This is a genomic window from Pseudomonas sp. Irchel 3A18 (genome assembly GCF_900187465.1).
Classification (GTDB): Bacteria; Pseudomonadota; Gammaproteobacteria; order Pseudomonadales; family Pseudomonadaceae; genus Aquipseudomonas; species Aquipseudomonas cichorii.
The window spans coordinates 519,235-532,620 of record NZ_FYDI01000003.1 but is presented as its reverse complement, the minus strand read 5'-3'; the positions used below and the strand labels follow the sequence as shown (position 1 = coordinate 532,620).

General features: G+C 57.6%; 15 protein-coding genes. 9 read left to right on the top strand and 6 right to left on the bottom strand.

Annotated elements, in window-relative coordinates:
* Positions 1-53 precede the first annotated feature (53 nt).
* Positions 54-1,097 carry a glycosyltransferase gene (locus CKW23_RS08150; RefSeq protein WP_236249428.1) on the bottom strand — a complete coding sequence of 348 codons (1,044 nt, stop codon included), beginning with the start codon at positions 1,095-1,097 and terminating at the stop codon, positions 54-56.
* Between the two features lie 262 nt (positions 1,098-1,359).
* On the bottom strand, positions 1,360-2,061 hold the full coding sequence (locus tag CKW23_RS08145) for a metallophosphoesterase (RefSeq protein WP_025257894.1): 702 nt from the start codon (positions 2,059-2,061) through the stop codon (positions 1,360-1,362).
* A gap of 174 nt (positions 2,062-2,235) precedes the next feature.
* On the opposite strand from CKW23_RS08145, the gene CKW23_RS08140 reads away from it, so the two are divergent.
* The 5 genes from CKW23_RS08140 (at position 2,236) to CKW23_RS08120 (ending at position 6,933) form a co-directional block, all read left to right on the top strand.
* A complete protein-coding gene (locus CKW23_RS08140) occupies positions 2,236-3,063 on the top strand; it encodes an NAD(P)-dependent oxidoreductase (RefSeq protein WP_025257895.1) in 828 nt (275 codons plus the stop codon).
* Positions 3,064-3,108: 45 nt separating this feature from the next.
* Positions 3,109-3,993, top strand: coding sequence for an SMP-30/gluconolactonase/LRE family protein (locus CKW23_RS08135; protein ID WP_095067372.1), 885 nt, complete (start codon positions 3,109-3,111; stop codon positions 3,991-3,993).
* Between the two features lie 59 nt (positions 3,994-4,052).
* On the top strand, positions 4,053-5,063 hold the full coding sequence (locus CKW23_RS08130; RefSeq protein WP_025257897.1) for a TRAP transporter substrate-binding protein: 1,011 nt from the start codon (positions 4,053-4,055) through the stop codon (positions 5,061-5,063).
* Between the two features lie 61 nt (positions 5,064-5,124).
* Positions 5,125-5,652, top strand: coding sequence for a TRAP transporter small permease (locus CKW23_RS08125; protein ID WP_095067371.1), 528 nt, complete (start codon positions 5,125-5,127; stop codon positions 5,650-5,652).
* The gene (locus tag CKW23_RS08120) at positions 5,653-6,933 is read left to right on the top strand and encodes a TRAP transporter large permease (protein WP_095067370.1); all 1,281 of its coding nucleotides are present in this window, start codon (positions 5,653-5,655) and stop codon (positions 6,931-6,933) included.
* A gap of 56 nt (positions 6,934-6,989) precedes the next feature.
* Here the strand turns inward: CKW23_RS08120 and CKW23_RS08115 are convergent, their stop codons facing one another.
* Positions 6,990-7,553 (bottom strand): hypothetical protein, encoded by a 564-nt coding sequence (locus tag CKW23_RS08115; RefSeq protein WP_236249427.1) that lies wholly within the window; start codon positions 7,551-7,553, stop codon positions 6,990-6,992.
* 406 nt (positions 7,554-7,959) lie between these two features.
* Between CKW23_RS08115 and CKW23_RS08110 the strand changes: the two genes are divergently transcribed.
* Complete coding sequence (locus CKW23_RS08110) at positions 7,960-8,472, top strand: sigma-70 family RNA polymerase sigma factor (RefSeq protein ID WP_256590433.1); 513 nt, start codon at positions 7,960-7,962, stop codon at positions 8,470-8,472.
* Positions 8,472-9,122: a ChrR family anti-sigma-E factor gene (locus CKW23_RS08105; protein WP_095067368.1), complete on the top strand. Its 651-nt coding sequence runs from the start codon at positions 8,472-8,474 to the stop codon at positions 9,120-9,122. The genes CKW23_RS08110 and CKW23_RS08105 overlap by 1 nt, the downstream gene beginning before the upstream one ends.
* Before the next feature lie 62 nt (positions 9,123-9,184).
* Here CKW23_RS08105 and aroA read toward each other — a convergent pair whose 3' ends face one another.
* The 3 genes from aroA to CKW23_RS08090 form a co-directional block, all read right to left on the bottom strand.
* A complete protein-coding gene (gene aroA / locus CKW23_RS08100) occupies positions 9,185-10,441 on the bottom strand; it encodes a 3-phosphoshikimate 1-carboxyvinyltransferase (RefSeq protein ID WP_095067367.1) in 1,257 nt (418 codons plus the stop codon).
* Positions 10,442-10,531: 90 nt separating this feature from the next.
* The gene (locus CKW23_RS08095) at positions 10,532-11,008 is read right to left on the bottom strand and encodes a PAS domain-containing protein (RefSeq protein ID WP_025257904.1); all 477 of its coding nucleotides are present in this window, start codon (positions 11,006-11,008) and stop codon (positions 10,532-10,534) included.
* Positions 11,009-11,012: 4 nt separating this feature from the next.
* Complete coding sequence (locus tag CKW23_RS08090) at positions 11,013-12,011, bottom strand: response regulator (protein WP_095067366.1); 999 nt, start codon at positions 12,009-12,011, stop codon at positions 11,013-11,015.
* Positions 12,012-12,470: 459 nt separating this feature from the next.
* Between CKW23_RS08090 and CKW23_RS08085 the strand changes: the two genes are divergently transcribed.
* Both CKW23_RS08085 and CKW23_RS08080 read left to right on the top strand, forming a co-directional pair.
* A complete protein-coding gene (locus CKW23_RS08085; RefSeq protein ID WP_095067365.1) occupies positions 12,471-12,920 on the top strand; it encodes an antitoxin Xre/MbcA/ParS toxin-binding domain-containing protein in 450 nt (149 codons plus the stop codon).
* Positions 12,917-13,378: an RES family NAD+ phosphorylase gene (locus CKW23_RS08080; protein WP_095067364.1), complete on the top strand. Its 462-nt coding sequence runs from the start codon at positions 12,917-12,919 to the stop codon at positions 13,376-13,378. The genes CKW23_RS08085 and CKW23_RS08080 overlap by 4 nt, the downstream gene beginning before the upstream one ends.
* Positions 13,379-13,386: the final 8 nt, after the last annotated feature.

The window sequence follows — 13,386 nt, the reverse complement described above, 5'->3', positions numbered from 1 at the left end:
AATTCGCTCCTATCCCTTCACCGTAGGAGCGAATTCATTCGCGAAGAGACAATTCACATCACATTAATGAGGACGGCTATCAGCAATCCCAGATTGCCCAGCCTTGTCTGTCGGTAAAGATCGGTATGTCTGAAACTTGCCAGGCGTACGGCAATCGAGGGAGAACGCAGGTTCTTGAGCTGTTCCAGCAAGTCGCGGCTATCGTCGGTCAGATACAGGGTGACCGCTTCCAGTGCGGCGATATGGGTGGTGTTCCAGTCCCTGAAGCGTCCTTTGAACAACTGACGGATGCGCACGATCCGTGCTTTCCAGCCCGCGTTCGAGCCCACCAGATTGCTGTCGTGCTGGCGATAACGCACGTAAGGGGTCGGGTCGTAGCGCACCTGCCCGCCGACGCCGGTGACCAGCAGATAGGCCCACCAGTCATGGGACACGATATCCAGTGACAACAGCGTCAGATGCTCAGTGGCATCCTGGAGCAGGCAGCGTGTCGCGTGGTTGAAGACCATGGTGTTGCCGCCGCCGATGTTCTGCACCAGTGCATTGGCGAAGGACGGCGGTCGCTGAAACAGCGGTGAGCAGCCAAGCACTTCGCCCTGTTCGCTGATCAGTCTGGTGCGCCCCAGATAAATCGCCGGCTCGTCATGGGGAACGCTTTGCAGCCAGTCGACGGCCACCTGCAACTTGTTTTCGTCCCAGATATCGTCCTGATCACACCAGGCATAGAAGTCGGCCTGCAATGTGCGATTGTGGGTAAAGGACAGAAAATTGTGAGCGAACCCACAGCCAGGCCCACGCCACACTTTTATTTTCTCTGCTCCCCACAAGTCCTGATAATGATTCGCTATATCCAGGGTTCCATCACTGGAACCATCGTCCGATATCGCAATGAACCAGGACGTCCAGCGCTGGTTTTTTATGGAGTCCAACTGTTGGGGTAAAAAACGCTGGCCATTGAACGTGCACAGCAGAATGGCGACTTGTGGAGAATCATGGTGTTGCGGTGTGCCGGATAACGGTGATCCTGAACTTTCTTCAAAGATGGCTACCGCCTCTGAAATCGCTTCAGCGGCATTCAGTGTTGTGGGAGGCGTCAAACCTTCAGTGACAAGCGAACTACCATGAATATGATTTGAGCGTCCTTTTGCAGGATCGTCGATCATTTTCAGGGCCTGGGAATCGGGTGGCCGTTTACTGCTGTAAGCCAGTGTGGCAGGCCGTTGGATACAGGGCCTTTTGAGGCGATGGGTGGTTGATATTTTTATTATTCAATCAATAAAAACAGTCGTGCTGTTTCATGCCTGAAACATGAACTCTTGTTTGCACTACGCCCCCATGAGAAATATTGCGTGGCGTGGCTTATTTTCTTTCATGCATGTACAGCGTAGCGAGTTCCAGGATGGTGAAATATCCGCTGCCGTCAGCCTGCCAGCCGCCAGTATCGATATGAAATACATTGCCCAGAACTTCTGGTTGCCGCACCAGCGTATGGCCCACGATCAGTGCCCGCAGATCCGGTATGCCGCTGGTGTCTCCCGAGCGCAAGCGCATATGTGACCACAGGCATGACTTGCGCAGTTGCAAGAGTCCTGGCAACTCCTCGCGCGCTACCGCGCTCATCAGATCCCAGGTGGGTAGTGGACAACAGGCATGCACGATGCCGATCAGGCCCTCGGCGGTATCCACTTCCAGTGCCAGCGGCATCCGGAAGAAGCGTTTTGCGAAGTGCAGTTGTTTTTCATCGGACAGTTCCAGAAACCAGCTCGCGCCATTGGCGACATACTTTTGATAGTCCAGCCGCTGGCCTTCCACATACTCGATGGCCAGGGCTTCAGTGCTGCCCTGTACGGAGAAGAACCAGGGCTGGTCCAGCCATTCGACAGACAAGTGACTTTGTGGACCGCGATCGATCAGGTTGCCTGTGCAGAACAGGCGGTCGATGACTTTATCGAAGCCAATTTCATCCAGAACCCCCAGCAATCGGGCGAAATGTCCATGGATATCGCCAACCGCGAAATCGCGTCCGACAACGTTGATATCGAAATGCTGGAAGCTGTTCATCACTGGCCTGTAGGTAGGTGATGTGGCGGGTGTCAGTGGCGCTGACATGAATTGATCGAATTGCTCCTTCCATCGGTCTGGCTATCCTTTGCCGATGCGTTGACAAAGCGGGCTATGCTGTAAATACTCCATGTTGTACGACAACATATAACAATAACAAGCAAGGAATCTCTCATGACCACAGCTCGTCATACTCAAAATCCCTTCAACCGCCTCCTGCTCACAGGTGCGGCAGGAGGCCTGGGCAAGGTGTTGCGCAAGACACTGAAGCCTTATGCGAAAACGCTCAGACTCTCCGATATCGCGGAACTCGAGCCTCCTGTTGATAGTAGTGAAGAAGTCCAGAGATGTGATCTCTCCGACAAACAGGCCGTACATCAGCTGGTGGAAGGCGTCGATGCGATCCTGCATTTCGGCGGTGTTTCAGTCGAACGTCCCTTCGAGGAAATCCTCGGCGCCAATATCGCCGGCGTGTTCCATATCTACGAAGCCGCCCGCCGCCACGGCGTCAAACGGGTGATCTTCGCCAGCTCCAACCATGTCATCGGCTTCTACAAGCAAGACCAGGTCATCGATGCCCATGCCCCTCGTCGCCCGGACGGTTACTACGGTCTTTCAAAGTCCTATGGCGAAGACATGGCCAGTTTCTACTTTGATCGTTACGGTATAGAAACTGTGAGTATCCGCATCGGCTCTTCGTTCAGTGAACCTCAAAACCGTCGGATGATGAGCACCTGGCTCAGCTACGACGACCTGACCCAACTCCTGGAACGTGCCCTGTATACGCTGGATGTCGGCCATACCGTGGTGTACGGGATGTCAGACAACAAGACCGTGTGGTGGGATAACCGGCTGGCCAGCCATCTGGAGTATTCCCCCAAGGACAGCTCCGAAGTTTTCCGCGCCAAGGTCGAAGCCCAGCCGATGCCTGCCGCCGACGATCCGGCCCGGATCTATCAAGGTGGCGCCTTTGTCGCAGCAGGGCCTTTCGGCGACGAATAACCGTCGTACTTTCAATCGGAAGACTTCATAGAGATCCGAATTGCCATGGATGCTGAACTGATCTTCGATGCCCGCAACGCCACGGGTGAAAGCCCTGTCTGGAGTGTTCGCGAGCAAGCGCTTTACTGGGTCGACATTCCTGCCGGGCGTTTGTACCGCTGGAATGCTGCCGATAACCGTATCCACAGCTGGAAAGCCCCGCAGATGTTGGCCTGCATCGCTGCTCACAGCAGTGGCGGCTGGATCGCCGGGATGGAAAGCGGCCTGTTTCACCTGCTGCCCGGCGAAGGCGAAAACCTGACCGGCACCCTGCTGGCGGGCGTCGAGCATGGACAACCCGGCATGCGCTTCAATGACGGTCGCTGCGACCGTCAGGGGCGTTTCTGGGCGGGCACCATGCTCCTGGACATGGCCGCAGGCGTGCCTGCCGGGGCCTTGTATCGCTACAGCGCGGGACAGCAGCAACTGAATGCGCAATTACAGGGCTACATCGTTCCCAATGGTCTAGGGTTCAGCCCTGACGGCAAAACGATGTACCTGTCCGACTCCCACCCCAGCGTGCAGAAAATCTGGGCGTTCGATTACGACACGGACAGCGGCACCCCTCATGACCGCCGTCTGTTCGTGGACATGAACGACTATCCGGGCCGTCCCGATGGCGCGGCAGTAGACAGCGATGGCTGTTACTGGATCTGCGGCAACGATGCCGGGTTGATCCATCGGTTCACGCCAAAGGGCAGGCTCGACCGCTCCGTGGCCGTCCCGGTGAAAAAACCAACCATGTGCGCTTTTGGTGGTTCAGGGCTGGATACCCTGTACATCACGTCCATTCGCCCGGGGGGCGATATCGGCGACCAACCTCTGGCTGGCGGCGTGTTTGCCTTCAGACCCGGCGTGACCGGGCTTGAGGAGCCGATATTCCAGGGCTGACCTGTCGACACTGAAAATCCCCGTAGCACCGACCAAAAACAACAAAATCGGAGAACTCCATGGATTTCAAACGCAAGCTCCTCCTCACCGTATTGCCGTTGGCCTTTTGCTTCTCGAACGCCGCCCTGGCGGAAATAAAGATCAAATTCGCCGAAGTACACCCTACCGGTTACCCGCCGGTGGTCGCCGAACAGAACATGGGCAAGAAACTGCAGGAACAAAGCAACGGCGATATCAGCTTCAAGATGTTCGCGGGCGGTGTGCTGGGCTCGGAGAAAGAAGTGATCGAGCAGGTCCAGGCCAATGCCATCCAGATGACCCGGGTCAGCCTGGGTATCGTGGGCCCGGTGGTACCGGACGTGAACGTGTTCAACCTGCCGTTTGTGTTCCGTGACCATGAACACATGCGCGCCATCATCGACGGTGAGATCGGTCAGGAAATCCTCGACAAGATCACCCACTCGAACTTCAACCTGGTGGCCCTTGCCTGGATGGATGGCGGTACTCGCAACCTGTACACCAAGAAGCCGGTACGGCAGATATCCGACCTCAAGGGCATGAAGATCCGGGTACAAGGCAATCCGGTATTCATCGACACCATCAATGGCATGGGCGGCAACGGCATCGCCATGGCCACGGGCGAAATCTTCAGTGCCTTGCAGACCGGCGTGATCGACGGCGCGGAAAACAACCCGCCGACCCTGCTGGAACACAACCACTACCAGAACGCCAAGTTCTACACCCTGACCGAGCACCTGATCCTGCCCGAGCCGGTGGTGATCTCCAAGGCAACCTGGGAAAAGCTCAGCCCCGACCAGCAGGCGCTGGTGAAGAAGCTGGCTCGCGAAGCCCAGATGGAAGAGCGCGTGCTGTGGGACAAGAAGTCGTCCGAAGCCGAAGCGAAACTCAAGGCCAGCGGCGTGGAATTCATCACCCTCACGCCTGAGCAGAAGAAGGCTTTCTACGATGCCACGCAGCCTGTGCGCGACAAATACGGTGCGCCTTACAAGGAACTGATCAGCCGTATCGAAGCCGTCAAGACCGATGCCACCAAGGTCGGCGCCAACTAAGCCCATTCGATAATGCCGCGCAGCGGGCGAAAGCCCGCTCGCCTCGGTTGTGGTGAGCCCCATGAAAAATACGCTACTGCGCATTAACGACGTGCTTTACCGGATCTGCATCGCGATTGCCGGCCTGTCGGTGTTGACGATGAGCCTGATCATCCCCTGGGGCATTTTCGCCCGCTACGTACTGGGCAGTGGCTCCAGTTGGCCGGAACCCACCGCGATCCTGCTGATGGTGGTATTCACCTTCTTCGGCGCGGCCGCCAGCTACCGTGCCGGTGCGCACATGGCGGTATCGATGGCCACTGAACGCCTGTCGCCGCAGATGCGCAAGTATGCGGCTGTGCTGGTGCAGATCCTCATGGCGGTGGTGTGTGTATTCATGACCATCAAGGGGTTCAAGCTCTGTGCGACGACCTGGAATCAATACCTCGGTGAGATGCCGTCCCTGCGGGTGGGCATCTCCTACCTGCCCATTCCGCTCGGCGGCATCCTGACCCTGATCTTCGTGCTGGAAAAAATGTTTCTGGGTGATCAAAGCCACCGCCGTGCCGTGCGCTTCGATTTGTTGGAAGAAAGTGAAGAGGCCGCCTGAATGGACGCTTTTATATTGCTGGGAAGCTTCATCGCGCTGATTCTCCTGGGCATGCCGGTCGCGTATGCCCTGGGCCTTTCAGCGCTGATCGGGGCCTGGTGGATCGAGATTCCCTTCGATGCGCTGATGATTCAGGTGGCAGGCGGTGTGAACAAGTTTTCGCTGCTGGCGATCCCCTTCTTCGTGCTGGCTGGCGCGATCATGGCCGAAGGCGGAATGTCCCGGCGACTGGTGGCGTTTGCCGGTGTGCTGGTGGGGTTCGTGCGTGGCGGTCTGTCGCTGGTGAATATCGTTGCTTCGACCTTCTTCGGTGCCATATCGGGTTCGTCCGTGGCCGATACCGCCTCGGTCGGTTCGGTGCTGATTCCGGAAATGGAGCGCAAAGGTTATCCGCGTGATTTCTCCACGGCCGTGACGGTCAGCGGTTCGGTGCAAGCCTTGCTGACACCGCCCAGCCATAACTCGGTGCTGTATTCGCTGGCAGCAGGCGGAACGGTGTCCATCGCTTCGCTGTTCATGGCCGGCATCATGCCCGGGCTGCTGCTCAGCGCTGTGCTGATGGTGCTGTGCATGATTTTCGCCCGCAAGCGCAATTACCCCAAGGGCGAAGTCATTCCGTTGCGTCAGGCGCTGAAGATTGCCGCCGATGCACTCTGGGGCCTGATGGCCATGGTCATCATCCTTGGCGGAATCCTGAGCGGGATTTTCACGGCGACCGAGTCGGCTGCGGTTGCCGTGGTCTGGTCGTTCTTTGTCACCATGTTCATCTACCGCGATTACAAATGGCGCGACCTGCCCAAGCTGATGCACCGGGCGGTACGGACCATTTCCATCGTCATGATCCTGATCGGTTTTGCCGCCAGCTTCGGTTACATCCTGACGCTGATGGAAATCCCCATGAAGATCACCACGGCTTTCCTGACGCTGTCGGATAACCGCTATGTGATCCTGATGTGCATCAACGTCATGCTGCTGTTGCTGGGCACGGTGATGGACATGGCGCCGCTGATTCTGATCCTGACCCCGATCCTGCTGCCCGTGATTACCGGTATCGGTGTCGACCCGGTTCACTTCGGCATGATCATGCTGGTCAATCTGGGGATCGGACTGATTACACCGCCGGTGGGCGCGGTGCTGTTCGTCGGTGCTGCGGTGGGCAAGGTCACTATCGAAGCCACAGTCAAAGCGCTGCTGCCGTTCTATCTGGCGCTGTTCATGGTGCTGATGATGGTGACTTACATTCCTGCCATTTCACTGTGGCTGCCAAGCGTGGTGCTTTAAGGCAGGAGGTTTTGCAAGGAAGGTTGTGCGGGATGAGCCACACAACCTTCTTGTGCTTATAAAGGCAAAATAACAAGTGTTGAAGCACCGCTCACCTTGGTGACGCCCGAAGGCTGGTTGCAATCGTTGTTCAAGATGGATTTGAGGTTCACAAGCGTGAAAAGGGTTTGTGCCTTGGCCCCCTTGTAACGCCCGTCTGTGATAGTGCCATTGCCGGTGATCGTAGTATTTAAGTTACCGGTATTTTCTATCTGCGCCGTGAATGCGTAGGTGCTGGTGGCTCCATCGTTCCAGTTGATGACCCATGTGATAGTGGGTGTTTCCAGGAAAAACGATTTGCAGGAAAAGGTCGCTTGAAAGCTTTGCTCGGATGTTGCGCTGGCGCCTAAAGGGAGCACGCAGGCTGCCCAATTGCTTTTCGTCGAAACAGTGATGGTTTGTGCCGTGTTTGTCAGGCCCGGCGACCACTCTGCCGTGTGGGTACCTGTGCATTCAGCCAGATTGATAGCCTCTGCGCGGCCAGGTACAACAAGCAGACTCGTGCCGACGATGAACATCAGCAAAAGTGTCAGCCTGAGCAGCGCGCTTTTCATTGGCGGATGGGAAAAGTGGATGTCCATGAGAACCCCCGCAGGGATGAATTGAAGTAACGTCCTGACGTTCTAGGTTAATGAACGTGTCGCGCCTGACTACTGACAGAAATCATAGTGGCTTAGACAGGTTTGAAATAAACTCCTCGCCTTTGATCCGATTCAGTCCTTGCTTACTTTTCGCCACTACGGGCTGCACCAGTCCGTGGCAGACGGCTATGATGACAATCAGGTAAAAATACTTTTTCCCGGCAGTTCATCTTGTGATCCGTTCTGGTCCAGGTTGCGTAACACTCAGGCAACCCGACCCATTCCAGACAACGGCGACCAGAAGGTGATCATGAGCAGCATTGCCCGCATCAGGACCTTCCGTCACGTGTCACCTTCGTACAGCGACTCGCCAATCACCCGACTTTGGATCGATGAAGTCACCGCTGTGGCCCGTAGTCAGGACCGCGACAGCTTCATGCGCATCTACGATCACTTCGCGCCCCGTCTGTTGCGCTATCTGACGGGGTTGAAAGTGCCTGACGGACAGGCCGAAGAGCTGATGCAGGAAGTGCTGCTCAAGTTGTGGCACAAGGCCGAGTCCTTTGATCCGGCCAAGGCCAGTCTCGGAACCTGGCTGTTCCGGATCGCGCGCAACCTGTATATCGACAGCGTGCGCAAGGACAGCGGCTGGGTCGTGGTGCAGAACTCGCTGGAACAACTCGAGCTTCTGGAGGCGCCTGCCGACAGCTCCCTCGATTACAGCCAGCGTCAGGAAAAACAACTGAACATGGCCATCCAGAGCCTGCCAGCCGATCAGGCCAGGGTTTTACGGATGTCCTACTTTGAAGCGCTCAGCCATCGAGAGATCGCTCAACGCCTCGGCATGCCTCTTGGGACTGTGAAGTCATGCCTGCGTCTGGCCTTTCAAAAGCTGCGCTCCAAGGTCGAGGAGTCATGATGAGCCCCGTCCATCATCCTGATGAAGCCACCCTGGTCAGCTACGCCTCGGGTGCGCTTGCACAGACAATTTCTCTGGTTGCCGCCGCTCATTTTGAACAGTGTGCGGAGTGTCGTGATCGCCTGCGCCATGCAGAACGCATCGGCGGTTTGCTGATCCAGCAATACAGCGCAGCCGTGGAGCCCGCCAAGGGACGCGATGCCATGCTTGCCCGCCTGGGTGAGCCGCCCCGCGCCGATTTACAGGCCGAGCCTGTCGTTCAGAGCCCGGACGTGTTACCGGTTGCCCTTCACGCCCATTTTGGCCGCTACCTGAGCGAGCAGCCCTGGAAAACCCTGCTTCCCGGTGTGCAGCGCGTTCGTGCCAAGGGCTTTGAGCAAGGCAACCTCATGCTGCTGAGAATCGCTCCCGGTGTCAGCATGCCGCTGCACAGCCATGAGGGCAGCGAAATGACACTCGTGCTCCAGGGTTCCTATCACGATGAACTGGGCGAATACCGGCCCGGAGACCTCGCCGATCTGGATAGCGATACGCAGCACCAGCCTACGGCCAACGGCGATGAATATTGCATCTGTGTAATGGGCACCGATTCCCCGCTGCGCTTCCAGGGCCTGGTTGCCCGGATGCTGCAGCCGATTTTCGGGATCTGAATATTCCGAATGAATTCGCTCCTACCGGGGTCGTGTAGGAGCGAATTCAGTCGCGAAGGGCTCTAGCGTCTGATCTGCACGCCCAGCGATTCCAGCGCCGCCCAGTAGCCGGGGTAGGTCTTGCCGACGCAATCAGGATCGAGAATCCGGATACCCGCAATCTTCAGGCCCGCCAAGGCGAAGCACATGGCGATGCGGTGGTCGGAGTGGGTGTCGATCAGCGCATCGACGGTCTGGCCGCTCAGTGCCGTGTTGGCATGCACCAGCAGGTCGTCACCCTCTTCTACCGCCAGCCCCGGTGCGATGGCGCACAGGCCGTGTGACAGCGCGGAAATGCGGTCGCATTCCTTGACCCGCAGGTTGGCCAGGCCGACGAAGCGCACTGGATGGTTGTTGAACGCCGCCAGCACCGCCAGCGTCGGGATCGCGTCCTGCATCTGCGAACCGTCGATCACGGCCGGCATGTTCGGAAAGCTATCGATGATCTGGCTGGCCAGTGCATCGGGCTGGGTGAATTCTTCAGTGGCGACACCCAGGTCAATCTTGCCTTCGGTCAGCACTTGCGCGGCCCACAGGTAAGTGGCCGCCGAAGCGTCAGGCTCGATATGGAAATCCGTAGCCTTGTAACCGGTGGCCGAGACTTTCCAGGCCGCATCGCCAATCGCCTCGACTTCAGCGCCAAAGGCTTTCATTGCCGCCAGGGTCAGGTCCACATAGCCGCGTGCGCCGATTTCGCTGCCGGTCAGGGCCACTTCAATCGGGCCTTGTCCGCAGGCGCCAGCCATCAGCAAGGCCGAGACGTACTGGCTGGAAAGGTTGCCGTCGATTTCGATGCGACCGGCGGCCAGGCCACCCAGGCCCTTGATGGTGACCGGCGGGCAACCGGTCGGCGCGCTGACCTGCACGCCCATGCGCTGCAAGGCATCGACCAGCGGGCCGATAGGACGTTTGCGCATGTACTCATCGCCATCGACGATGAATTCACCTTCGAAGTTGGCCAGTGCAGCGGTCAGGAAACGGGTCGCAGTGCCGGCATTGCCCAGGAACAGCGCTTGTTGAGGGGCCTGCCAGTGACCGGAACTGGTGACGACGAAGGTGCTGTCATCCGGCTCATCGACCTGGACGCCCATCAGGCGCAGGGCTTCTGACATGACGCGGGTATCGTCACTCTTCAAGGCACCGGTCAGGCGACTCGTCCCTTTTGCCAGGCCAGCCAGCAGCAACGCACGGTTGGTGATCGATTTGGAGCCCGGCGGGCTGACGCGCCCGACCAGAGGGTGCTCGACAGGCAAAACAGTGAGTGTGGATTGAGGTCGCATGATGTCCCTGAACGTCACCGGAAAAATCGCGATCCTAGCACGAGCAGGAGCCGGGCCGCAGCCTGATGGCGGCCCTTGTTCCTGTGGCGATTAACCGTTGGCAGGCTGGCTGTCGGAGAGCTGCTTGAGCGCTGCCTGCAATTGATGCCGGTTGGTGGCCACGTCCGTCACGTCGTAGATCACCAGACAGATCTGGTTGATCTCGTTGTTGGTCGCCCGCAGCGGAAACATCGTGGTGTTCTGGTACATGAACTCTTCCTGCCCGGTGATGGGCTGGTAGTTCTTGAAACGCACCAGATAAGGTCGCTGCTCCCAGATCGTGAAAGCCGGTGTGCCGAGGGTCACGACATTCTCGACCTTCTTGCTGAACCACTGCTGGTTGACTTCGGGAAACAGCTCGAAGAACGTCTTGCTGGTCGCCTCATATGGCGTCACGCCAGAGCGGTTCTCCATGAAGGTATTCCAGACCATCACCCGGTAATCCCGGTCCAGGACCACGATGCCGACGTCGATGTTCTGGGTGACGGCCAACAGCCAGTGCAGCTCGTTGATATCGATATGGCTCATGGGGTCAGCTCATCATGTAGGCAAGTTTGCGCGTCAGCAGTTCGACCGAGTCTTCGGTGAACAACATCAACAGATCGAAGTGAATGTTGTGGCCTTCGATGTTGTAACTGATCTCCACCGCGAGAGTCTTCTTCCAGCGCTTGCTGTTGACGCGAATCAGGTCATCGATCCCGCCCTGAGCGCCCAGAATCTGCGGGTGTCCCTGGGAGAAAGCGATATCGATCTGCTCGGCAATCCCGCTCAGGCAGGCGCCAATCAGGACCGTGGACAGGTCCAGCAGCATCTCCATGTCCGAATAGTCGGGCGAACTGCGCTGCATGAGCTGAGACATGTCGGAGAGTTCCGAGTCATGGAAAATCAGCAGTGCTTCGCCGGAAATGCCGCCGCCGATATAGCCCTGGCACACCGCCGTGAGACGCTGGTCGCGATGGGCATCGGCAAGTGCCATATGCAGCTCACCGACTTCGAGCATGTTGACGTTGGGGACCGGCAATTGCACGAACACGCCCAGCACCTTGGCCAGCAAGGCCGCGGCCCGGCCCATGGCGACGTTGATGGTTTCCCGGAAGGCATCCTGGAAACTGATGGCGCCATCCTTGAGCGGCACAACGGCGGTTGGCACCTTGGTCGGCTCGCCCATCAAGCCCAGCCGCACAAGGGTCTGCTTGAGTTCGTCGGGGTCGGCGGGCTTTTTCAGGAAGGCCAGTGCGCCAAGTTCCATGACACGCCGGACCGCTTCATCCTGAACGTCGCCGGAAACCACGATCACCTTGGCTTCAAGGTTTTCTGCACGAATGGCAGCCAGCGCCTGATAGCCATCCATCACGGGCATGGTCAGGTCCAGCAGTACGACCTCACCCAATCCATTGCGAACGGCACCCAGCCCTTCGAGTCCATTGGTTGCCATCGTGACCGATACACCCCAGTCCTCAGGCAAGGCTCGCAATAGTTGCTTGCGAGCCATGTTGGAGTCATCGCAAATCAGCAGCGGAATCATGGACATTCATTGTTTCTCACTACAAAAGTTTCAGGCTGACGGCAGCAGAGTATCAATACGTCCGATTGCCTTCACGAAAAAACGGGCCGGAGCGTAACCTGTAAAAACCCCTTTGATACTTCGACACAGAACCTGTTAGTCCCTTCTTGCCCTGCTGTAACGACTTTCATGCAATAACTGTGCGCGTGGAAGCCTGATGGATCGGTGCCTGTTCAATGCAGCAGGCCTTGCAGCACCTGAGATTGCGCTAGAGCACAGGTTCAATATAGCAGGGCAGGCAAACTGATATATACCTCAATGACATAATCATTTATCGACGCTTTTTCCTGAATATTGAGCCAATAAAAAGAGCATGAACTTTCCTGTTGAGTGTGTGGTTTTTCAACCGTCTGTCAGCGTTATGTATGACAGAGCGATGATCAAGTGATATAGCTAGTCACTATCAGTAGATGGAAGGATTCTGTCATGCCTCTGGCTATTCGTGACTATTACCCAACCCCCGCTCAGGAGGAAGACTTCTGGCAAAGACTGGGCGTGCCTCCCCGTGGCGCGCAGTTGTACAACGCCTTGCGTGCCGGGTTGCCCTACGAAGTGTTCGAGCGACTGGCCAGCTACACCGACCTGAATCGCTCGACCCTGGCCGAACACTTGGGGATTGCGCCCGCAACACTGCAACGGCGCCTCAAGGTGCGTCAGTTCAATGCCGAGGAAAGCGACCGGCTGTTTCGCCTGGCGGCCATCTACAAGGCCGCAATGGACCTGTTCGAAGACGACACCGAAGCCACCCGCCGCTGGCTGACCAAGCCGGTCTACGGGCTGGGTCAGTGCAGGCCGCTGGAAATGCTCACCACCTCGGCAGAGGCCCAGGCCGTGCTGGACCTGATCGGCCGTCTTGAGCACGGGGTCGTTGCGTGATCCATGTCTATCGTCTGGTAAAACGCAAATGGCTGGCTCAGGCTTTCGACGGCGAAGGTGCAAAGCTCTACGGTGGACGCTGGAACAGCAAGGGCCAGGCCTGCGTGTATTGCGCCGGCAGCGAATCGCTGGCGTTGCTGGAGGTGCTGGTCCATCTGGATAACTCCAGCATGATCCAGCACTACGTCATGCTGGAACTGCTGATTCCCAAGGACCGCATTCTCAAGGTTCGTCCCGATACCCTGCCTGCAGACTGGCGCGAAGAGCCCGCTCCGGCCTCTACCTCGTCTTTCGGGGATACATGGCTGGAGTCGGGTCAGAGTCTGGCGCTGGCGGTGCCCAGCGTGATCGTGCCGCGGGAGTTCAACTACCTGCTGAATGTGCGCCATTCGTCCTTCAAGACCATCGTGGCCAAGGCCATGGAGCTGGATTTCGAGGTAGATAGCCGACTGGCTTAGCCCGAAAC